Here is a 20966-nt window from a genome sequence, read left to right as displayed (position 1 = left end):
GCGTCACTCCACGCGCGAGGGCGCGGGCTGCGACGCCTCCTCCTCGTCCTCGCTGGGCAGGTGGATGTCGTTGACGACGATGTTGACCTCGATGACGTCGAGCCCGGTCATCCGCTCCACCGCGGTGATCACGTTGCGCCGCACCGCGCGGGAGAGGTCCACGATGGACGCTCCGTACTCGACGACGATGTCCAGGTCGACCGCCGCCTGCTTCTCGCCGACCTCGACCTGCACGCCCGAGGTGGAGGAGGTGCCGCTGCCGCCCGGGATCCGGTCGCGCAGGGCGCCGAAGGCCCGCGAAACTCCGCCGCCCATCGCGTAGACGCCGGAGACCTCGCGCGCGGCGATCCCGGCGATCTTCTGCACCACCGAGGCGGCGATGGTCGTCTTGCCCTGCGAGGTCTCGTCGGCGAGCCGTGCGGGCGAACCCCCGGTGCGCGTCTCCGGAATGCGCCGCTCGGTGCTCGATCCCGACTGGGTGGCCTGACCGGACGGCGTGCCGCTGTTCTGGGCCATGGAAATGCAGCTCCTTCCCGGTAACGCCGAAGCGATTCGGCGAGGTGTGACGCGAATTCTGGTCGCACCTGATCCGAGGGTGTCCCAGGTGCGGGAACGGCACCATTCGGTGCCGGGCGACGGTGCCCCATCCGTCACTCGCGCATTCTTCCGCAACGCGGGAGCGGCGGCGAACCGGCTCCCGGACGCGGTTGATCACGCGACGGTGAGCAGGAGCACGTGCCGGTGAGAGCTGGCGCGGCGGGCCCCGGTTATAGAGTCGGTCGCATGAATTTCGCCCGTCTGGTCGACCGCCGTCCAGAGATCACCCCGGACGAGCTGGTCCAGGCGATGACGCCGCCTCCGCGCTTCGAGGCGGCCCGCTTCGAGACCTACATCCCCAACCCCGAGGAGCCCAGCCAGGCCGAGGCCGTGCGGGACTGCTCGGCTTTCGCCCAGCGCATCAACGCTTCCGCCAGCGGTGGCGGCGGTTGGCTGCGCGGGATGTTCGGGGGCAGGAAGAAGACCGACGGCGACAAGCGCGGGCTCTACCTCGACGGCGGGTTCGGCGTCGGCAAGACCCACCTGCTGGCCTCGTTGTGGCACGCCACCGAGGGCACCAAGTCCTACGGGACCTTCGTCGAGATCACCAACCTGGTCGGCGCGCTGGGCTTCGCCGAGACCGTGCGGCGGCTCTCCGAGCACCGGCTGCTGGCCATCGACGAGTTCGAGCTGGACGACCCGGGCGACACGATGCTGGTGACCCAGCTGATCGCGAAGCTCACCGACGCCGGCGTGCACGTGGCGGCCACGTCGAACACGCTGCCGGACAAGCTCGGCGAGGGTCGGTTCGCGGCGGTGGACTTCCTGCGGGAGATCCACGCGATGTCCAACCGGTTCGGCGTGGTGCGGGTCGACGGACCGGACTACCGGCACCGCGGTCTGCCCGACGCGCCGCCGCCGATGGCCGACGACGAGCTGTCGCGGCTGGCCGAGGCCACCGACGGGTCCACGCTCGACGACTTCGACGAGCTGTGCGGGTTCCTCGCGGGCCTGCACGCCTCGAAGTACGGCAGGCTCGTCGACGGCATCACGGCCGTGCACCTCTCCGGTGTGCACGCCGCCCCGGACCAGGACGTGGCGTTGCGGCTGGTGGCGCTGGCCGACCGCCTCTACGACCGCGCCATCCCGGTCCGCGTCTCCGGAACCCCGCTGTCGGGCCTGTTCACCGAGGAGATGCTGCAGGGCGGCTACCGCAAGAAGTACCTCCGCGCGATCAGCCGCCTCACAGCCCTCTCCCGAGACCTCACCAAGTCCTGACCCCACCCGAGGCCCTGACCCCACCCGAGATACCGCGTCCTGGGGTGCTGCGTGGGGCGCGGTGCTGCGGAGGAGACAGTTTTAGCCATAATTGTCCCGACATTTCGGACATTGATCATGGGTGATTATGGCTAAAACCGTCCACTGCCCACGGTCGTCGTCACCGTGACCACAGGCGGTGGGCGAGCGCGGGCGGTGGGCGAGTACCGGCATCAGCGAAGCGGCGGAGCGGTCACTTCGCGAGGACTTCGGCGATGGCGTCGATGCCGGTGTCGAGGTCGTCGCGGGTGATCGTCAGGGGCGGGGCGATGCGCAGCGTGGTGGCCTGGGTTTCCTTGCAGAGGACGCCCCCGGCCATCAGCGCTTCGCTCGCCTGGCGGCCGGTGGGGCCGCCCGGGGCGATCTCGACGCCCGCCCACAGGCCGCGGCCGCGGACCTCGGCCACACCGGACAGTCCGGCGAGGCGTTCGTGCAGGTGGGCGCCCAGTTCGCGGGAGCGCTGCTGGAACTCCCCGGTGCTCAGCAGGCGGATCACCGCGCGGCCGACGGCCGCGGCGAGGGGGTTGCCGCCGAAGGTCGAGCCGTGCTGGCCCGGCTGCAGCACGCCGATGACGTCGTCGCGGCCGACCACGGCCGAGACCGGGAGGATGCCGCCGCCCAGCGCCTTCCCCAGCGTGTACAGGTCGGCGCGGACGCCGTCGTGGGCGCTGGCCAGCAGCTCACCGGTGCGGGCCAGGCCGGACTGGATCTCGTCGCAGATCAGCAGCGCGCCGTGCTCGTCGCAGGCGCGCCGCAGCCGCGGCAGGTAGTCCGCGGGCGGCACGATCACGCCGGCCTCGCCCTGGATGGGCTCGACCAGCACCGCGGCGGTCCGCTCGCTGATCGCGGCCTCCACCGAGGACGCGTCGCCGTAGGAGGTGACGGTGAACCCGGGCGTGTAGGGGCCGAACTCGGCGCGCGCCTCCGGGTCGGTCGAGAACGACACGATCGTGGTGGTGCGGCCGTGGAAGTTCGACCCGGCCACGATGATCTCGGCCTGGTTCTCCGGCACGCCCTTGACCTGGTAGGCCCACTTGCGGGCGATCTTGATCGCCGACTCGACGGCCTCGGCGCCGGAGTTCATCGGCAGCACCCGGTCGGTGCCGGTGAGCTCGGCGAGCTCGCGGCAGAACGGCCCGAGCTGGTCGTGGTGGAACGCGCGGCTGGTCAGCGTCAACCGGCCCAGCTGCTCGGTGGCCGCGGCGATCAGGTCGGGGTGGCGGTGGCCGAAGTTCAGCGCCGAGTAGCCGGCCAGGAAGTCCAGGTACCGGCGACCGTCCACATCGGTCATCCAGGCGCCCTCGGCCTCGGCGATCACGACCGGCAGCGGGTGGTAGTTGTGCGCGCTGTAGCGCTCGTCGAGCGCCAGGAACTCCTCGGCGCGGGACTGGGTGTCGAGGTGCGGGTGGACGGTAGCCATGGGCACAAGGCTATGACGGCGGTCCAGTGGATTTCAGTCGTCGAGCCTTGCTTGTTGCGTCGGTTCGTTGCGTAGATCCGAGTGAATTCGGCGATGCGTTGCGCTTGCGGGCGTCACAGGATGCGCGAGTCGTAGCGGCTCGGGGCGTACTGCTCCAGGGCGGTGCGCAGCCGCCGGGCCTCCTGCCGCCGGGCGATGAACCCGCCGGTCGCGCCGATCGGGTAGATCCGCCCACCACCGTGGTAAGGCCGCACCCGATGCCACAGCGTGGAGCTGGGCGCCGAACCGTCGGCCAGCCACAGCGCCAGCGCCGTCGACTTGCCGCGACCGACCACGCCGACCCGCGAGACCTGCCCCCAGGCGTACTCCCGGGTCAGCCCGAACCGGTGCACCACGACGCCGTCGCCGTTGACCTTCAACCGCAGGCTCGGCGCCAGCATCCGCCCCACCGACCAGATCGCGCCGAACACCAGCAGCCCGGCGCCGAGCAGGAACAGCGGTTCCCGGTCGACGCTGACGCGCTCGGCGAGGTAGGCGACGCCGACCAGCAGCGCCGCGAAGAACGCCGCCCAGAAGCCGGCGGACACCCGCCCGGCGGTGCGGAACTCGGGGCCGGGCCCGTCCCGGCGCACCTGGACGACCTGCGCCTGGGTGGCGCGCTTCTGCGGCGCCGCAGGCGTGATCGGCTGCCGCATCGGCGAAGCCGGAGCCGCCGCGACGGGCGCGGCAGGAGCGGCTGAGGGCGAGGCGGCGGAAGGGGCCGGAGCGGACGGGGCGGGTGCGGACTGGGTGTAGGTCCGGGTCTGCTGCTTCGGCGGGTTCGGCGGCGCGGGCGGTGCCGGGGGAGCGTCCGGTGCCTGCGCGGTGCGCTGCAGCTCGGTGGCGTGCTGGGCGATCACCGCGGTGATGGGTTGCGGCAGCCAACCGCTGCCCTGGGGGCTGGTCTCACCGATCCGGTCCAGCATCTGCGTCGGGGTCGGCCGGTCCGCCGGGTCCTTGGCCAGGCACTCCGCCAGCAGCGGCCGGAGTCCGTCGGGCACCTTCTCCAGGTCGGGCTCGGCGTGGGCGACCTTGTACAGCAGCGAAGCCGTGCTCTCCTCGCCGAACGGCCCGCAGCCGGTCGCGGCGAACACCAGCACCGCGCCCAGCGAGAACACGTCGCTGGCGGGTCCCACGTCGCCGCCGAGCGTCTGCTCGGGCGAGAAGAACCCCGGCGTCCCGAGGAAGATGCCGGTGGCGGTCAGCGAATGCCCGGTCATGGCGCGGGAGATGCCGAAGTCGATGACGCGCGGCCCGTCCGGCCCCAGCAGGACGTTGGCGGGCTTGAGGTCGCGGTGCACCAGCTCGGCGTTGTGGATGGCCACCAGCGCCTCGGCCAGCCCCGCGCCCAGGCTGCGCACGGTGGCCTCGGGCAGCGCCCCGTGGTCGGCGACCGCCTGGTGCAGCGTCGGCCCCGGGACGTACTCGGTGGCCAGCCACGGCTGCTCGGCGTCCGGGTCGGCGTTGACGACCGCGGCGGTCCAGAACCCGCCGACCGCGTGCGCGGCGTCGGCCTCGCGGCGGAACCGCTCGCGGAACTCGGGGTCCTCGGCGAGGTCGGCGCGGATGACCTTGACCGCGACCACGCGACCGCCGCGCGAGCGGCCGAGGTAGACCCCGCCCATCGCGCCGCGGCCCAGGCGGGCCAGCAGCCGGTAGTCGCCGACCGTGGTCGGGTCGCTGGCCAGCAACGGCTGCACGGCGTCCTCGCCCCCTAGATCATCGATGTCGCATTCGCGCTGTCCCCGACCGAGAGCTTACGTACCCAGCGCATCCCTGTCCGGGAGTCGCCCGGATTCCGGGTGACACGCCGCGTCGGTAATCGGTTACTTGGCTTCGTTCCAGCCCTTTCACGATGAGCTGCGCTGTGGGTATGATCCGGCGCACCGTGACCTGGAGCACGATCAACGACGATCGAGGGAGGCACGCCGTGACAGCCAGCGGACGACGCCCGGCGGTGGCGCTGCGCGGCGTCGGCAAGCGGTTCCCCGGGGTGGTCGCCGTCGACGGGGTGACGCTGGAGATCGAACCCGGCGAGGTGCACGTCTTCGCAGGTGAGAACGGTGCCGGCAAGTCCACGCTGATGAAGCTGATCGCCCAGGTCGAGCCGCCCACCAGCGGTCGCGTCGAACTGGACGGTGAACCGGTCGTCCACCAGGGGCCGGGTGCGGCGCGGCGGCTCGGGGTGTCCATGGTGCACCAGGAGTTCGCCCTCGCCCCGGACCTGTCGGTAGCTGAAAACCTCTTCATCGGGCACGAACCCGGCCGCAGCGGCTGGATCTCCCGCGCGGCCGAGCGCCGCGACGCGCGGGAGCTGCTCGCCCGCGTCGGCCTGGACGTCGACCCGGGGCGGCGGGTGTCGCTGCTGTCCACAGCGGAGCAGCAGCGGGTCGAACTCGCCAAAGCCCTGGCGGTGCGGGCGAAAGTGCTCATCCTCGACGAGCCGACGGCCAGCCTCACCGAACGCGAGACCGAGGAGCTGTTCGGCATCGTCCGCGAGCTCACCGGGCAGGGCATCGCCGTCCTCTACATCTCGCACCGGCTCGACGAGATCTTCGAGATCGGCGATCGGGTGACCGTGATGCGCGACGGCGCGGTCGTGGAGACCGCGCCGGTCGACGGCCTGGACGAGGCGCGGTTGGTGCAGCTCATGGTCGGCCGCGACGTCGCCAACCTCTACCCGCGCACCCACCGGGCGCCCGGCGAGGTGCGGCTGGAGGTCGACGGGCTCAGCCGCGGCGAGCAGGTGCGCGACGTGTCCTTCCAGGTCCGCGCCGGCGAGATCGTGGGACTGGCCGGATTGGTCGGTGCGGGCCGAACCGAGTTGGCGCGCGCGGTCTTCGGCGCCGAACCGCCCGATCGCGGAACGATCACAGTGGACGGTCGCGCGCTGCGCATCCGCGGCCCGGCCGACGCCATCGCGGCCGGCATCGGCTACCTCACCGAGAGCCGCAAGGAAGACGGTCTGGCGCTGCAGCTGGGCGTGGACAAGAACATCACGATGGCCAAGCTGCCGATGCTGCGCTTCGGGCTCATCGACCTGAAGGCGGAGCGGGACATCGCCGAGCGCGAGCGGGAGTCGCTGCGCATCCGGGTCCCGCGCGTCGGGCGGCAGGCGCAGACGCTCTCCGGCGGCAACCAGCAGAAGGTCGTGCTGGCGCGCTGGCTGGAGACCGGTGCCGACGTGCTGTTCTTCGACGAACCCGGCCGGGGCATGGACGTCGGCGCCAAGTCGGAGATGTTCCAGCAGCTGGATTCCCTGGCGGAGCAGGGGAAAGCGGTCGTGCTGATCTCCAGCTACCTGCCGGAGCTGCTGAACATGTGCGACCGGATCCTGGTGATGCGCGGTGGCCGCATCACCGGGGAGGTGCAGCGGACGGAGTTCTCCGAGGAACGCGTGGTCGCGCTCGCGACCGGAGCGAAGGGCAACCATGACTGAGCAGACCAAGGCACCGTCCACAGGGGACCGCGGGCTGCTGGGCGGCCTGGGCGACCGGCTCTCCGGAGCGGTCTCGCAGGTCGCGGCCGCGGGCGCGCTGATCGTCGTGTTCATCGTCCTGTCGATCGTCGCGCCGTCGTTCCTCACCGCCGACAACCTGTTCAACCTCGGGTCGCAGACCTCGGTGAACGCGGTGATGGCGGTGGGCGTGACGCTGGTGATCATCACCGGCGGCATTGACCTGTCGGTGGGATCGGTGGCCGCGCTGTCCGGGGTGATCGGCGTCCTGCTGATGGCCGAGTACGGGTTCAACCCGCTGCTGGGCATCGTCGGCGGGCTGGTCGTCGGCGCGCTGGCCGGGCTGGTCAACGGGCTGCTGGTGTCGGTGGTGGGGCTGCCGCCGTTCATCGCCACGCTCGGGATGCTCAGCGTGGGGCGGGGTTTGGTGCTCATCGCCACCGGCGCGGTCGCGGTGTTCGGGGCGCCGGACTCGTTCCGGCTGCTCGGGCAGGGCGTCATCGGCATCCTGCCGATCCCGATCGCGCTGATCATCCTGGTGGCCGTGCTGGGCTACGTGGTGCTCACCCGCACCCGGCTGGGCCGCTACGCCTACGTGATGGGCTCGAACATGGAGGCCGCGCGGCTGTCCGGCGTCCCGGTCAAGCGCTACATCACCTCGGTGTACGTGCTCTCGGGCGCGTTGGCCGGGCTGGGCGGCATGATCGCGGCCTCGCGGATCAACTCGGGTCAGCCGAACTTCGGCGAGGGCCTGGAGCTGGACGTGATCGCGGCGGTCGTCATCGGTGGCGCCAGCCTCATGGGCGGGCGCGGGACCGTGCTGGGCTCGCTGATCGGGGCCTTCCTGGTCGCGGTCATCCGCAACGGCGCGGTGCAGCTCAACATCGGCACCTTCTACCAGAACGTGCTGATCGGCGTGATCATCTGGCTGGCGGTCTGGTGGGACCTGTACCAGCGCCGCAAGCTCGGCGGCGACGCCGGATAGCCCTGTTTCGCGATGAGCAAAGGAGCTCTGCGGTGAAGAAGGTTCTGACGGCAACGTGCGTGCTGCTGACGCTGGCGGCCACCGGCTGCAGCGTCGGGGTGCGGGAGCAGACCGGAGGCGGCGGGCAGGACGGCGGTCCGATCAAGATCGCGGTGGTGCCCAAGGCGATCGGCTTCGACTTCTGGGAGAAGGTCCGCGTCGGCGCGGAGTGCGCCGGTTCCAAGCAGCAGGGCGTCGAGCTGCACTGGGACGGCGTGAGCGCGGAGAGCGACGTCAGCGGCCAGCAGAGCCTGCTGCAGGACATGCTCGCCCAGGGCGACGTGAAGGGGCTGGTGTACGCGGCCACCGACGCCAAGGCGCTGTCCGACGTCACCAAGACCGCGCAGGGGCAGGGCACCACGGTGGTCAACATGGACTCCGGGACCACCCCGCAGCCGCCGGACGTGCCGGTGTTCGCCACCAACAACGTCGCCGCCGCCGAGCAGGGCACCGAGGAACTGGCCAGGCAGCTGGGCGACCGGGGCAAGGTGGCCTTCATCGAGTTCCAGGCGGGGACCAGCACCAACGAGACCCGCGGCCAGGGCTTCAAGAACGGGCTGGCCAAGCACCCGGGCCTGCAGCTGGTGGCGCAGCAGTCCAGCGACAGCGACTACAACAAGGCGCTGCAGGTCACCCAGGACATCCTGACCGCGAACCCGGACCTCAACGGCATCTACGCGGCCAACGAGCCCAGCGTGCTCGGCGCGGCCGAGGCGGTCCGGCAGTCCGGCAAGGCAGGCCAGGTCAAGATCATCGGCTGGGACACCTCCGAGGGCCAGATCCAGGCGCTGCGGGACGGCGTGATCACCGGCCTCATCGCCCAGAACCCGTTCAAGATGGGCTACGCGGCGGTCAACGAGGCGATCGCCAAGATCCGCGGTTCGGCTCAGCAGGCCCCCGACACCGACACCGGCGCCACCCTCATCACCAAGGACAACCTCGACTCCCCGGAGATCCAGAAGCTCCTCAACCCCACCTGCGACAACCCGCCCCAGTAACCCGCTCAGGTCAAAAACCCCGGTTTTCGCGCGACGAAAACCGGGGTTTTCGACGCGATGAATGCGGCGGTTTTCGACCGGGGGAGTGGGGTGATCCAGCTGCGGGGGCGGGTGGGGTGTGCTGTGGTGGGACCTGAGGGGGTTTCGCGGACGCGGTTCGCGTGTTCTTTCCGCGCCTGACCACGACATCCCGGGGGTTTCGTGTTCGGTGGGCATCGGGAGTCGACACGACCGCAGCGCCGGCGCGCGGCGGGGGTGGCCGGTGCCGTCGTGGGGGTGCTGGTGAGCGGGTGCTCGCCGTCGGCGGTGGCCACGTGGCACGGGATCGGCCAGGAGCAGGTGAGCACCTACGAGACCGTCAACCGGCCCACCGGGGCGCCGGCCGCCGCCATCGAGGCCGTCGACCGGCTCAGCGCGGAGCAGGGCGACTCCATCGGGATCGCCGTGCTGGACCGCTCGACCGGCGAGCTGTCCTGGGGCCGGGACGGGGCGCGGCAGATGTACTCGGCGTCGCTGTCGAAGGTCATCGTGGCGGTCGAGCTGCTCGAACGCGGTTCCGTCGGCCCGGAGGACCGGGAACTCCTGCAGCGGGCGCTGGGGCCCAGCGACGACGAGGCGATGAACGCCCTCTGGGACCGCCACGGCGGGACCTCGCTCATCACCGACGCCGCCGAGCGGATGCGCCTGCAGCAGACCCGGCCGCCCGCCGACCCCGGCCGCTGGGGCGACACCCTCACCTCGGCCCGCGACATCGCCGCGGTCTTCCAGCACCTGCTCGGCCGGATGTCGTCCGACGACCGCGATTTCGTGCTCGACGCGCTGCACGCGGCGCCGGAGGAGGCGGCCGACGGCGTCGACCAGAACTTCGGGCTGATGGCGATGCACGCCCAGGCGGTCAAGTCCGGCTGGATGTGCTGCCAGCTGGGCAAGGTCTGGGTGCACAGCGCCGGGGTCGTCGACCCCGGCCGCCGGCGCTACGCCGTCGCCCTGCTCAGCGACCAGCCCAGCGCGGTCGGCTACGACGAGGCCATCTCCGACCTCACCGAAGCCGCCCGCGCCGCACTCACTCCGCTGCGCTGACCGGTCGCCGCTGTGTGAGCAGCCCGACGGTGAGGATCAGTGCCAGCAGCACGCCCAGCAGCAGCACCGTCAGCGAGATGCCGAGGGCGTGCGCCAGCAGTGCCGTGGCCAGCAGCAGCACCGCGCCGATCACCGAGATCAGCGTCGTGGACCTGCCCGCGTCGGCGTAGCCGGTGTGCAGCAGGCCGATGAGCAGCAGGTACACCACCAGCGGCACCGCCAGGGTCAGCGCCGCCGAGACCTCGTCCACGTGCGCCTTGTGCGCGTGGGCGTCGATGGCGACCTCCAGACCGGCGCCGACCGCCGCGACCGAGGCGAACACGAAGATGTGGCTGTACCCCCAGGTCAGCGCGTTCTTCACGCTCTCCCGCAGGTGCTGCACGGCGGAGTGCTTGAAGTAGATCCACCACATCGCGAAGATCATCAGCAGGCCGCCGATGCCGATCTCCAGCAGACCGGCCGACCACCCGCCGTCGGCGACGTCCTCCTGCATCGCCGCGGTCACCGCCAGCACCACCTCGCCCAGCGAGATGATCGTGAACAGGCCGTAGCGCTCGGCGATGTGGTGCGGGTGCCAGTTGGTCTGCGAGTGGCGCTCGGCCACGGCGGGCACGGCCAGCTCGGCCGCGACCAGCACCAGGAAGCCGATCTCGCCGTAGGGGTGCGGCAGCAGCAGCCGCAGGAGCCAGCCGACCTGCACGATCGCGATGCCGCCCGCGTAGCGCAGCGTGCACCCGCGGCTCTCCGGGTGCTCGGCGGCGGCGCGCAGCCACTGCGCGATCATCGCCACCCGCATCACCACGTAGCCGAAGGTGACGATCCGGAAGTCGTAGTCGTGGAACGTCGCGGGCACCCCGGCGGCCAGCACCAGCACGCCGCCCATCTGCAGCAGCGTCAGCAGCCGGTAGGGCACGTCGTCGGTGTCGTAGGCCGAGGCGAACCAGGTGAAGTTCATCCACGCCCACCAGATGGCGAAGAAGACCATCATGTAGCCGAAAGCGGTGGGCGCGAAGTGGCCCTCGGAGAGCCCGTGGTGCAGCTGCACGGCGGCCTGGCCGACGGCCGCCACGAAGCACAGGTCGAACAGCAGCTCCAGCGGCGTCGCCGCCCGATGACCTTCCTCGGGATCGCGCGCGACCATCCGGCCCCGCAGCGGCGGCAGATTGTTGCTCATGGTGGCGGAGTATGACAGCCAGTGGTGCTGATCAGCGTTCCCGCAGGTGGTGGCGTTGTGCGACCGAAACAATCGTCCACTGTGCATGACCGGAGCGCATGCGCCCGGACACGGACAGTGCGGTAGCCTCGTGGGCGCAAGGGGGTCAGGGTCGGACAGTCGGGGGACGACCGGGAGCCGGGTCCGCACGCCAGGACCCGGCTCTCCGCGCATTTCGCCCCGGAGAGGTACCTCCGATGTGCCCTCCAGCACTGTTGATCGGTCCCGTTCGGCGGTTTTTGGCATGATCCGACGCGGATAGCGTCGTGTGACGGCAGTGCGGCCGGGACCGGAAGGAACTGTGTGGTGACCAAGATCGAACGCCTGGGAGTCGTCGGTGGCGGGCAGATGGGCGGGGGCATCGCCGAGGTCGGCGCCCGCGCGGGCCTGGACGTGATCGTCCGCGAGATCGATGACGACGCCGCCCGGGCCGCTCGCTCTCGGCTGTGGAAGTCGCTCAACCGCGCGGTCCAGAAGGGCAAGATGACCGAGGCCGAGCGCGACGCCACGCAGGAGCGCCTGCACTTCACCACCACGCTCGCCGACCTCGACGACCGCGACATGGTGATCGAGGCGATCGCCGAGGACGAGGGCCTCAAGCTCACGCTCTTCGCCGAGCTCGACGAGCTGCTCACCAACCCGGACGCGATCCTGGCCTCCAACACCTCGTCGATCCCGATCGCCAAGCTCGCCGGCGCCACCAAGCGCCCCGACAAGGTCATCGGCGTGCACTTCTTCAACCCGGTGCCGGTGCTCAACCTCGTCGAGCTGGTCCCGTCGCTGCTGACCAGCGAGGAGACCGTCGAGCGGGCCGGGTCCTTCGCCACCGAGCAGCTCGGCAAGCAGACCATCCGCGCCGAGGACCGGTCGGGCTTCATCGTCAACGCCCTGCTGGTGCCCTACCTGCTCTCGGCGATCCGGATGTTCGAGGACGGGCACGCCAGCGCCGAGGACATCGACAACGGCATGGTGCAGGGCTGCGCCCACCCGATGGGCCCGCTGCGGCTGTCGGACATGGTCGGCCTGGACACCCTCAAGGCCATCGCCGACTCGATGTACGAGGAGTACGCCGAGCCCACCTACGCCGCCCCGCCGCTGCTCAAGCGCATGGTCGACGCAGGCCTCAAGGGCAAGAAGAGCGGCCAGGGCTTCTACGAGTACGAGTGAGCCAGTGATCGTCCTGCTCGGCGGTGCGGGCTGAGTTCCGCAGCTGGAACACCCGTCACCGCCGGGCGGAACGACCGCAGCAGCAGTTCTTTCAGTCCTGCTCGCCGATGGTGCTGCGGAGAGCCTCGACGGCGTGGTCTCTGTGTTCGGCGAGCAGGCGGATCAACTCGTCGGCGCGGCGGTTCTCGGCCGCGGAGATGATGGCTTCGTGCTCGCGGCGCACGCGTTCGCGGTTGGTGCCGGAGTTGTAGTAGACCGCGCGGTAGGCGTCGGTGGCGTCCCACAGCGTGCGCACCACGCGCAGCAGGCGCGGCATCCCGGCGGGTTCCAGCAGTGCGAAGTGGAAGCGGCGGTTGGCCGCGATCATCGCCACCAGGTCGCCGTCCTCGGCGGCCTTCTCCACGTCCTGACCGGCGTCGGTGATGCGCGTCAGGTCGGCGTCGGTGAGCCGTTCGGAGGCGACCCGGGCGGCCTCGGCCTCCAGCAGCTCGCGCATCCGGTAGACCTCCAGCAGGTCGGCCAGCGACAGCTCCGCCACCGAGTAGCCCCGGTGCGGCTGGTAGACGACCTGGCCCTCGGCTTCGAGCGTCTTGAGCGCCTCGCGCAGCGGCACGCGGCTGACTCCCATGCCCGCCGCGATGGTGTCCTGGCGGATCGGCTGCCCCGGCGCGAGCTCGCCGGACACGATGGATCTGCGCAGCTCATCGAGGACGAACGCCTGGGTCGTGGGGGGTCTGCGCATCGCGGAACTCCAGCGTCGGGTGCGGACGCGCGGGCACCGAAATCGGGTTTGACCGCGTCTCGAGCAACTGTATATTGGATCCGAATTTCCGGTCGCGCAAGCCGTCGGAGGGGTCATGGAAACGCTGCCGCTGGACGGCGTGCTCGTCGCGGATTTCAGCCGGGTCCTGGCCGGGCCCTACGCGACGATGCTGCTGGCCGACCTCGGCGCCACCGTGATCAAGGTGGAACGCCCCGGCACCGGCGACGACACGCGCTCCTGGGGTCCACCGTGGACGGACAACGGGTCCGCCTACTTCGAGTCGGTCAACCGCAACAAGCGCAGCGTCGCCCTCGACCTGTCCGACCCGGACGACCGGGCGGCCGCGCACGAGCTGGTGCGGCGGGCCGACGTGCTGGTGGAGAACTTCAAGGCGGGTTCGCTCGCGCAGCACGGCCTGGACCACGACTCCGCGCACGCGCTCAACCCGGGCCTGATCTACACCTCCATCTCGGGCTTCGGCTCGGCCGAGGGCGCCGAGCTGCCCGGCTACGACTTCGTGGTGCAGGCGCTCGGCGGGCTGATGAGCATCACCGGCGAACCGGATCGGCCACCGGTGAAGGTCGGCGTCGCCCTCGTCGACGTGCTCACCGGCAAGGACGCGGCGCTGGGCATCATGGCCGCGCTGCGCCACCGCGAGCGCACCGGGCTGGGCCAGCACGTCGAGGTCAACCTCATGTCGAGCCTGCTGGGTTCGCTGGCCAACCAGATGTCGAGCCTGCTCACCACCGGCATCGCCCCGCAACGGATGGGCAACCGGCACCCGAGCATCGCGCCCTACGAGACGCTGCGCTGCGAGGACGCGTTCCTGGCCGTGGCCGTGGGCAACGACGCGCAGTTCCGCAAGCTCTGCGACGGCCTGGGCCTGGTGTCGATGCCCGACGAGCCGGAGTTCGCCACCAACGCCCAGCGCGTCGCCCACCGCGAGGAGATGGTGCGGCGGCTGGAGAACGTGCTCGGCGCCCGCCCGGCCGCCGACTGGCAGCGGCGGCTGCAGGGCCTGGGCATCGCGTGCGGCCAGGTCAACGACCTGTCCGGAGCGGTGCACTACGCCGAGTCGCTGGGCCTGCGACCGATGGTCGACCCGGGCGGCGGCGCGGCGATGCAGGTGCGCTCGCCCATCGACTTCTCCGGTCACGGCACCGCCGAGGTGACCCCGCCACCGCTGCTGGGTCAGCACGACAAGGAGGTCCTCGCGTGGCTGCAGGACCCCGAGCAACCGCTTCCCCCGATCTCGTCCAGGAGGGACCCGCAATGAGCACCGGTGGCACCCGCCCGAAGTTCGACCCGCACGACCCGCTGGGCATCGACGCCGAGTTCACCCCGGAACAACTGGCGATCCGCGACAGCGTCCGCGCCCTGTGCCGCGACCACGTGCAGCCGCACGTCGCCGAGTGGTACGAGAACGGCGAGTTCCCGCAGGCCCGCGAACTCGCCCGCGAGCTCGGCAAGCTCGGCGTGCTGGGCATGCACCTGGAGGGCTACGGCTGCGCCGGTCTGTCCGCTGTGGACTACGGGATCGCCTGCGAGGAGCTGGAGGCCTGCGACTCCGGGCTGCGCTCGCTGGTGTCGGTGCAGGGCTCGCTGGCGATGTTCGCGATCTGGCGCTGGGGCTCGGAGGAGCACAAGCAGACCTGGCTGCCGCGGATGGCGGCGGGCGAGGCGATCGGCTGCTTCGGCCTGACCGAGCCCGACCACGGATCCGACCCGTCGTCGATGCGCACCGCCGCTCGCCGCGACGGCTCCGACTGGGTCCTCAACGGCCGCAAGATGTGGATCACCAACGGCAGCATCGCCTCGGTCGCCGTGGTGTGGGCGCAGACCGACGAGGCCGTGCGCGGTTTCGTGGTGCCCACCGACACGCCGGGCTTCTCGGCACCGGAGATCAAGCACAAGCTGTCGCTGCGCGCCTCGGTGACCGCCGAGCTGGTGCTCGACGACGTCCGGCTGCCCGCCGACGCCGTGCTGCCCGAGGTCACCGGCCTGCGCGGGCCGCTGTCCTGCCTCAACGAGGCCCGCTACGGCATCGTGTGGGGTTCGGTCGGGGCCGGGCGCAGCTGCCTGGAGGCGGCGCTGGACTACGCGACGAGTCGCGAGCAGTTCGGCCGGCCGATCGGCGGTTTCCAGCTCACCCAGTCCAAGCTCGCCGACATGGCGGTGCGGGTGCAGAACGGCAGGCTGCTGGCGCTGCACCTGGGCAAGCGCAAGGACGCCGGGCAGCTGAGCCCGCAGCAGGTCAGCTTCGGCAAGCTCGACAACGTCCGCGGCGCCCTGGAGGTCGCGCGCACCGCGCGAACCGTGCTGGGCGCCAACGGGATCTCGCTGGAGTACCCGGTGATCCGGCACATGACGAACCTGGAGTCGGTGCTGACCTACGAGGGCACCAGCGAGATGCACGCGCTGACCATCGGCCAGGCGATGACCGGGATCCCCGCCTTCCGCGGATGATGAGTACGTCACCTTAGCCTTGCTAAGGACTGATCGGCGTCGGAGGCTGACGGGACCTGGACTAGGGGGTCGGATGTCAGCCGTGGCGGTCGGGCAGCGCAGCGTCGGGATACCGCGGGTGCTGTCCTCGGTGGCCGCGGTGGTGACCGTCGGCGTCTTCCCGGTGTTCCTCGTCGGCGGGCTCGGCGTGCAGCTGCAGCAGGACCTGCGCTTCGGCGCGGCGCTGCTGGGCGTGGGCGCGGCCGGGTTCTTCGGAGTCGCCTCGGTGTCCTCGCGCGGCATGGGCTGGGTGGTCGAGCGCATCGGCGCCCGGCTCGGGATGCGCATCGGCGCGCTGGGCAGCTCGGTGTGCCTGTTCGGGCTGGCCGCCGCGCCGAACGCGGTGTGGCTGATGGCCCTGCTGTGGCTGGCGGGCCTGCCCAACTCGCTGGCCCAGCCCGCGTCGAACCTGCTGATCGCGCAAGGCATTCCGGCGCACCACCGGGGAATGGGCTTCGGGGTCAAGCAGTCCTCGATCCCGGTCGCCACGCTGCTGGCGGGCGTGGCGGTGCCGGCCATCGCGCTCACCGTCGGCTGGCGCTGGGTGTTCCTGATCGGCGGCGTGATCGGGCTGGTCGCGGCGGCCGTCGTCCCGGCGCTGCCGCAGGCCGAGCGCTCCGCGGCCACCCGCCCGGGCGCGGGCGGGGCGGGCGCGAACTTCACCTCGCTGCTGCTCATCGCGATCGCCGGTGGCCTGGGCTCGGCGGCGGCCAACGCGCTGGGCGCGTTCGTCACCACCACCGCGGTCGAGGTGGGGTTCAGCCCGTGGTCGGCCGGGCTGGTGCTGTCGGTGGGCTCGGCGGTGGGCCTGACGATCCGCCTGGCGGCCGGTGTGGCCGCCGACCGGCGGAACCCCGACCTGATCCGCGTGATCACGGTGATGCTGCTGATCGGGTCGCTGGGGTTCGGGCTGATGGCGGTGGCCTCGCCGCCGGTGTTCCTCATCGGCGTGGCCGTCGGCTTCGGCGCCGGGTGGGCCTGGCCCGGACTGCTGAACTTCGCCGTCGCCAAGATCGCCCCGGATCGGGTGGCCAGCGCGACCTCGTTCACCCAGACCGGTATCTACTTCGGCGGCAGCCTCGGCCCGTTGCTGTTCGGCCTGCTGGCCGAGCACGCCGGTCTCGCCGGGGCCTGGATCGCCGCCGGGCTCTGCGCGATCACCGCGGCGGTCCTGCTGCTGTTCGTCCGGCGCTGACCGGGGCTCAGCCCTTGCGGGCGATGCCGCCGTGCACGAGCCGGTACGGCGAGGGCGCGGGCGAGCCCGGGTCGGGCCGCCAGTCGGCGAGGCAGGACGCGCCCGGCGGGACCGGGGTGAAGTCGCCGAAGTAGGCCTCGATGCTCGCGGTGTCGCGCAGGTGGATCGGGTCGGAGGTCTCCTCGTAGTGCTCGGCCAGCACGCGCGCCGGGGCGGGGTCGTGGCTGTCGGTGACGTGCGAGATCACCAGGTGGCTGCCGGGGGCGAGCACGTCCCGGTAGGTGGCCATCAGCTCCGCGGGCCGGTCGGACTCGGGGAGGTAGTGCAGCACCGAGGACATCACCAGCCCGACCGGTTCGTCCAGGTTCAGCAGGGCGCGGACCTCCGGTGAGGTCAGGACCGACTGCGGGTCGCGGATGTCGGCGCGGGTGATCGCCGCGTTGATCTCGGCGGCCAGCAGGGGTTTGCTGTGCGCGACGGTGAGCGGTTCGTTGTCCACGTAAACCACCCGGAAGTGGCGCGTGCGTCGGCGTGCCACCTCGTGCACGTGCCCGATCGTCGGGATTCCCGAGCCCAGGTCGAGGAACTGGCGGACGCCGTGGGCGAGCAGGTACTCGACCGCGCGCCGCAGGAACGCGCGGTTCTCCCGGTACGTTCCGCCGATGCCCGGCAGCGCCGCCTCGAGCCGCTCCACGATGGAGCGTTCGACGCCGAAGTTGTGGCAGCCGCCGAGGAACGCGTCGTACATCCGGGCCGAGGCGGGACGGTTGATGTCCATCTCCCGGATCGCCGTGCTGCGCGTGTCCACCATGCTCGTCCTTCCCTCTCCCCTGAAATCGTACAGTAATCGCATTGTCACAATGCGTGTTCGCAACGATCGGGGGCACTGATCAACGCGCTCTTGTGATGGCAGGTCGCGCATATGACGATGTGGCGGGGTCAGCACCCAGGAGTTCGAGCACCCAGACGATGTGGTCCCGGGAGGCAAGTCGTGTCCGACGTGCAGGCGGTGGTTTCGACCGGCAAGGGCAGTCCGGTCGAGGTCGTGACGATCAAGGTCCCGGACCCGGGTCCGGGTGAAGCGGTGGTGCGGGTCCAGGCCTGCGGGGTCTGCCACACCGACCTGCACTACCGCGAGGGCGGCATCAGCGACGACTACCCGTTCCTGCTCGGGCACGAGGCCGCCGGCGTCGTCGAGCAGGTCGGCGAGGGCGTCACCGACGTCTCGCCCGGTGACTTCGTGGTGCTCAACTGGCGCGCGGTCTGCGGCGTCTGCCGGGCCTGCAAGCGCGGCCGCCCGCAGTACTGCTTCGACACCCACAACGCCGCCCAGCCGATGACGCTGGCCGACGGCACCCGGCTGGAGCCGGCGCTGGGCATCGGCGCGTTCGCCGAGAAGACCCTGGTCCACGCCGGGCAGTGCACGAAGGTCGATCCTTCGGCGCGAGCCGCGGTGGCGGGCCTTCTGGGCTGCGGGGTGATGGCCGGGATCGGCGCGGCGGTCAACACCGGCGGCGTGGGCCCGGGCGACACGGTCGCGATCCTGGGCTGCGGCGGTGTCGGCGACGGCGCGGTGGTCGGAGCCGCGATGGCCGGGGCGCGGCGCATCATCGCCGTGGACACCGACCCGAAGAAGCTGAGCTGGGCCGAGGGCTTCGGCGCCACCCACACCGTCAACGCCGCGGAGAACGACAGCGTCGAGGCGATCCGCGAGCTCACCGGTGGTTTCGGCGCCGACGTGGTGATCGACGCGGTCGGCCGGGTGGAGACCTTCAAGCAGGCGTTCTACGCTCGCGACCTGGCCGGGACGGTGGTCCTGGTCGGCGTGCCGACCCCGGAGATGACGCTGGACCTGCCGCTGCTGGACGTCTTCGGGCGCGGCGGCGCGATCAAGTCCTCCTGGTACGGCGACTGCCTGCCCGAGCGCGACTTCCCGATGCTCATCGAGCTCTACCAGCAGGGCAGGCTGCCGCTGGAGAAGTTCGTGACCGAGGAGATCGCCCTGGACCAGGTGGAGCAGGCGTTCGAGAAGATGCACCGCGGCGAGGTCCTGCGCTCCGTGGTGACCTTCTGAACGAAAACGACCCCGATTTCCCGGTGGTGTGAACAATGACGCTGCGAATCGACCACGCGGTGACGTCCGGAACGTTCTCGCTGGACGGGCAGACCTTCGACGTGGACAACAACGCCTGGGTCGTCGGCGACGACTCGGAGTGCGTGGTGCTCGACGCGCCGCACGACGTGGCCGCGATCCGGGAGCTGGTCGGCGACCGGACGGTCCGCGCCGTGCTGTGCACGCACGCCCACGACGACCACGTGCGCAAGGCGCCGGAGCTGGCCGACGCCGTCGGCGCCCCGATCCACCTGCACCCGGACGACCGGGTGCTGTGGGACATGACCCACCCCGATCGCGAGCCGGACCGCGAGCTCGCCGACGGCGAGGTGATCGAGGTCGGCGGTGGCGAGCTGCGGGTGCTGCACACGCCGGGCCACGCGCCCGGCGCGGTGTGCTTCCACGCGCCCGGCCTGGGCGTGGTGTTCACCGGCGACACGCTGTTCGCCGGTGGTCCCGGGGCGACCGGGCGGTCCTACTCGGACTTCGGGGTGATCACCGGGTCGATCCGGGACCGGCTGCTGCCGCTGCCCCCGGAGACCGAGGTGCGGCCCGGGCACGGGGAGTCGACCACGATCGGCGAGGTGCGCGGTCAGTTCGACGAGTGGGTGGCGCGGGGCCACTGACGTGCTGGGTCGCTGATCAGTCGTCGGTGCGAGGTGGGTCGTTCTACACTCACACCTTCGACTGATGAGCTGGGGCCGGGTGGCGGGCAAGATCTGGAGCCCGCCGCCCGCAGCACCGGTCTGGCGGGAGCGGCGTGCCGCGGAGCCGGGACGTCCGGTTCCGGTGTTCGCGGCAGGCGTTGCCGGCGGAGCCGTGCGCGGTTCCGCGAGCCCCGTTGCAGACAGGCAGGTGCGATGGTCGACCAGGTCGCCGGAAGACTGGTGTTCTCCCGCTCCCGCTCGGGGTTGTGGGCCTGGGCGCTGAACCACCGCGTGACGCTCTTCGACGTCTCGTTCGTGCTGGCCGCGTCGGTGCTCTACGTCTTCGACGCGGCGCTGGCCGACCACCCGCCGTCGATCCCGTGGTGGGTGCCGATGGCCATCGGCGGTCCGGCCGGGCTGCTGCTGACGCTGCGCCGCCGCGCGCCGTGGACCGTGCTGCTCCTGCTGGTCGCCACGGCGGTCGGGCTGACCGCGTTCCAGCTCAGCATCGGTGCGCTGAACCTGGTCATCCAGGTGGCGCTCTACACGGTGTGCGTGCGCACCACGCCGTCGATGATGGTGGCCGCCGCGGCGCTGGCGATGTGCTACCCGGTCTCGGACGCGATCGCCTACGGGATGGGTCCGCTGATGGGGGCGCTGCGGGTGATCGGCGCCGTGGTGAACCTGGTGATCGTGGTGGGCCTGGCCTACGCGGTGCAGATCGGGCGCAGGCGCGCCGAGCAGCTGGAGCGCACCCTGGCGCTGCTCGACGACGCGCGCGATCAGCTCGCCGCCGACGCGGCCTCGATCGAACGCGCCCGCATCGCGCGGGAGTTCCACGACATCGTCTCGCACAACCTGTCGGTGGTGGCGTTGCGCGCGGGCGTGGCGCGGGCGGTGATCGACCGCGACCCCGACCACGCGCGGCAGACCTTGCAGGAGCTGGAGAGCAGTTCGCGCGGGGCGCTGGGGGAGATGCGCGACATGCTCACCGCGCTGCGGGAACGCGATTCCAGCGGCAAGGAGACCATCGACTGGCAGCCCACGCCGACCCTCGACGGGCTGGACGCGCTGGTCGACTCGGTTCGCGGCGGGCAGGTCACCTGGAAGCTGGACCGGCGCGGGCCGGTGCGCGAACTCGGCGCGGGCGTGGAGATGACGGCCTACCGCATCGTCCAGGAGGCGATGACCAACGTCCTCAAGCACGCGGGGTCCGGGCGTGCGCGGGTGCTCGTCGAGTACGCGGCGGCGACGTTGCGGATCGAGGTGACCAACGAGTTGGCCGCGACCGAAGGCGAGGTGCAGCGGCCGGTGTCCCAACAGTCGGGTCACGGGTTGATCGGGCTGAGGGAACGCGTTGCGCTGCTGGGCGGAACTTTGACAGCACATCCGGTCATGAACGGATTTCGGCTCGAGGCCGTGTTACCGTGCCCGGAAAATTCGGACCTGACCTGAGCCGTAAATGTCAGGCCGCCAGGACTAGGAGGCGTC

18 protein-coding genes are annotated in these 20966 nt (G+C 71.2%); 12 read left to right on the top strand and 6 right to left on the bottom strand.

Features of this window, described 5'->3' with window-relative positions; all coding sequences use genetic code 11:
• Positions 1-3: 3 nt before the first annotated feature.
• On the bottom strand, positions 4-516 hold the full coding sequence (locus tag BM424_RS12355) for an Asp23/Gls24 family envelope stress response protein (protein ID WP_093416430.1): 513 nt from the start codon (positions 514-516) through the stop codon (positions 4-6).
• Positions 517-783: 267 nt separating this feature from the next.
• On the opposite strand from BM424_RS12355, the gene zapE reads away from it, so the two are divergent.
• Positions 784-1815: a cell division protein ZapE gene (gene zapE, locus BM424_RS12350; protein WP_093416427.1), complete on the top strand. Its 1032-nt coding sequence runs from the start codon at positions 784-786 to the stop codon at positions 1813-1815.
• A gap of 232 nt (positions 1816-2047) precedes the next feature.
• On the opposite strand, the gene rocD is transcribed toward zapE, so the two are convergent.
• Both rocD and BM424_RS12340 read right to left on the bottom strand, forming a co-directional pair.
• Positions 2048-3274: an ornithine--oxo-acid transaminase gene (gene rocD / locus BM424_RS12345; RefSeq protein WP_093416424.1), complete on the bottom strand. Its 1227-nt coding sequence runs from the start codon at positions 3272-3274 to the stop codon at positions 2048-2050.
• A gap of 113 nt (positions 3275-3387) precedes the next feature.
• Positions 3388-5013: a serine/threonine-protein kinase gene (locus tag BM424_RS12340; RefSeq protein WP_093416422.1), complete on the bottom strand. Its 1626-nt coding sequence runs from the start codon at positions 5011-5013 to the stop codon at positions 3388-3390.
• 230 nt (positions 5014-5243) lie between these two features.
• On the opposite strand from BM424_RS12340, the gene BM424_RS12335 reads away from it, so the two are divergent.
• From BM424_RS12335 to BM424_RS12320, 4 genes are all read left to right on the top strand, one after another.
• On the top strand, positions 5244-6752 hold the full coding sequence (locus tag BM424_RS12335) for a sugar ABC transporter ATP-binding protein (protein WP_245775794.1): 1509 nt from the start codon (positions 5244-5246) through the stop codon (positions 6750-6752).
• On the top strand, positions 6745-7755 hold the full coding sequence (locus BM424_RS12330) for an ABC transporter permease (protein WP_093416417.1): 1011 nt from the start codon (positions 6745-6747) through the stop codon (positions 7753-7755). Before BM424_RS12335 ends, BM424_RS12330 begins: the two co-directional genes overlap by 8 nt.
• 32 nt (positions 7756-7787) lie before the next feature.
• Positions 7788-8792 (top strand): sugar ABC transporter substrate-binding protein, encoded by a 1005-nt coding sequence (locus BM424_RS12325; RefSeq protein WP_093416414.1) that lies wholly within the window; start codon positions 7788-7790, stop codon positions 8790-8792.
• 270 nt (positions 8793-9062) lie between these two features.
• Positions 9063-9872, top strand: coding sequence for a serine hydrolase (locus BM424_RS12320; protein WP_139274057.1), 810 nt, complete (start codon positions 9063-9065; stop codon positions 9870-9872).
• Here BM424_RS12320 and BM424_RS12315 read toward each other — a convergent pair.
• A complete protein-coding gene (locus tag BM424_RS12315) occupies positions 9856-11046 on the bottom strand; it encodes a low temperature requirement protein A (RefSeq protein WP_245775793.1) in 1191 nt (396 codons plus the stop codon). The genes BM424_RS12320 and BM424_RS12315 overlap by 17 nt on opposite strands.
• Positions 11047-11391: 345 nt before the next feature.
• On the opposite strand from BM424_RS12315, the gene BM424_RS12310 reads away from it, so the two are divergent.
• Positions 11392-12252 carry a 3-hydroxybutyryl-CoA dehydrogenase gene (locus BM424_RS12310; RefSeq protein ID WP_093417030.1) on the top strand — a complete coding sequence of 287 codons (861 nt, stop codon included), beginning with the start codon at positions 11392-11394 and terminating at the stop codon, positions 12250-12252.
• Positions 12253-12343: 91 nt separating this feature from the next.
• Here BM424_RS12310 and BM424_RS12305 read toward each other — a convergent pair whose 3' ends face one another.
• Positions 12344-12994 (bottom strand): GntR family transcriptional regulator, encoded by a 651-nt coding sequence (locus BM424_RS12305; protein WP_093416409.1) that lies wholly within the window; start codon positions 12992-12994, stop codon positions 12344-12346.
• 115 nt (positions 12995-13109) lie between these two features.
• On the opposite strand from BM424_RS12305, the gene BM424_RS12300 reads away from it, so the two are divergent.
• The 3 genes from BM424_RS12300 (at position 13110) to BM424_RS12290 (ending at position 16715) form a co-directional block, all read left to right on the top strand.
• Positions 13110-14291 carry a CaiB/BaiF CoA transferase family protein gene (locus BM424_RS12300; RefSeq protein WP_093416407.1) on the top strand — a complete coding sequence of 394 codons (1182 nt, stop codon included), beginning with the start codon at positions 13110-13112 and terminating at the stop codon, positions 14289-14291.
• Entirely contained in the window at positions 14288-15481 is a 1194-nt protein-coding gene (locus BM424_RS12295; RefSeq protein WP_093416404.1) for an acyl-CoA dehydrogenase family protein, read from the top strand. Before BM424_RS12300 ends, BM424_RS12295 begins: the two co-directional genes overlap by 4 nt.
• A 73-nt stretch (positions 15482-15554) precedes the next feature.
• Positions 15555-16715 carry an MFS transporter gene (locus BM424_RS12290; protein WP_093416401.1) on the top strand — a complete coding sequence of 387 codons (1161 nt, stop codon included), beginning with the start codon at positions 15555-15557 and terminating at the stop codon, positions 16713-16715.
• A 7-nt stretch (positions 16716-16722) separates the two neighbouring features.
• Here the strand turns inward: BM424_RS12290 and BM424_RS12285 are convergent, their stop codons facing one another.
• Positions 16723-17526, bottom strand: a complete 804-nt coding sequence (locus tag BM424_RS12285; RefSeq protein ID WP_093416398.1) for an SAM-dependent methyltransferase — start codon at positions 17524-17526, stop codon at positions 16723-16725.
• A gap of 180 nt (positions 17527-17706) precedes the next feature.
• Here BM424_RS12285 and BM424_RS12280 point away from each other — a divergent pair, with 180 nt between their 5' ends.
• The 3 genes from BM424_RS12280 (at position 17707) to BM424_RS12270 (ending at position 20930) form a co-directional block, all read left to right on the top strand.
• Positions 17707-18789 (top strand): S-(hydroxymethyl)mycothiol dehydrogenase, encoded by a 1083-nt coding sequence (locus BM424_RS12280; protein ID WP_425442002.1) that lies wholly within the window; start codon positions 17707-17709, stop codon positions 18787-18789.
• Positions 18790-18824: 35 nt separating this feature from the next.
• On the top strand, positions 18825-19454 hold the full coding sequence (locus BM424_RS12275; RefSeq protein WP_093416396.1) for an MBL fold metallo-hydrolase: 630 nt from the start codon (positions 18825-18827) through the stop codon (positions 19452-19454).
• A 234-nt stretch (positions 19455-19688) separates the two neighbouring features.
• A complete protein-coding gene (locus BM424_RS12270; RefSeq protein WP_093416393.1) occupies positions 19689-20930 on the top strand; it encodes a sensor histidine kinase in 1242 nt (413 codons plus the stop codon).
• Positions 20931-20966 lie beyond the last annotated feature (36 nt).

It is taken from the genome of Saccharopolyspora flava (assembly GCF_900116135.1).
GTDB lineage: Bacteria > Actinomycetota > Actinomycetes > Mycobacteriales > Pseudonocardiaceae > Saccharopolyspora > Saccharopolyspora flava.
Note: the sequence above shows the minus strand (reverse complement) of the source record. Positions and strands in the feature narration are given on the sequence as shown.

Coding starts and splice junctions, on each gene's coding strand:
- BM424_RS12330 (WP_093416417.1), top strand. CDS start 6,745: ATGACTGAGCAGACCAAGGCACCGTCCACAGGGGACCGCGGGCTGCTG.
- BM424_RS12300 (WP_093416407.1), top strand. CDS start 13,110: ATGGAAACGCTGCCGCTGGACGGCGTGCTCGTCGCGGATTTCAGCCGG.
- BM424_RS12355 (WP_093416430.1), bottom strand. CDS start 516: ATGGCCCAGAACAGCGGCACGCCGTCCGGTCAGGCCACCCAGTCGGGA.
- BM424_RS12275 (WP_093416396.1), top strand. CDS start 18,825: ATGACGCTGCGAATCGACCACGCGGTGACGTCCGGAACGTTCTCGCTG.
- zapE (WP_093416427.1), top strand. CDS start 784: ATGAATTTCGCCCGTCTGGTCGACCGCCGTCCAGAGATCACCCCGGAC.
- BM424_RS12285 (WP_093416398.1), bottom strand. CDS start 17,526: ATGGTGGACACGCGCAGCACGGCGATCCGGGAGATGGACATCAACCGT.
- BM424_RS12290 (WP_093416401.1), top strand. CDS start 15,555: ATGTCAGCCGTGGCGGTCGGGCAGCGCAGCGTCGGGATACCGCGGGTG.
- BM424_RS12295 (WP_093416404.1), top strand. CDS start 14,288: ATGAGCACCGGTGGCACCCGCCCGAAGTTCGACCCGCACGACCCGCTG.
- rocD (WP_093416424.1), bottom strand. CDS start 3,274: ATGGCTACCGTCCACCCGCACCTCGACACCCAGTCCCGCGCCGAGGAG.
- BM424_RS12305 (WP_093416409.1), bottom strand. CDS start 12,994: ATGCGCAGACCCCCCACGACCCAGGCGTTCGTCCTCGATGAGCTGCGC.
- BM424_RS12315 (WP_245775793.1), bottom strand. CDS start 11,046: ATGAGCAACAATCTGCCGCCGCTGCGGGGCCGGATGGTCGCGCGCGAT.
- BM424_RS12270 (WP_093416393.1), top strand. CDS start 19,689: ATGGTCGACCAGGTCGCCGGAAGACTGGTGTTCTCCCGCTCCCGCTCG.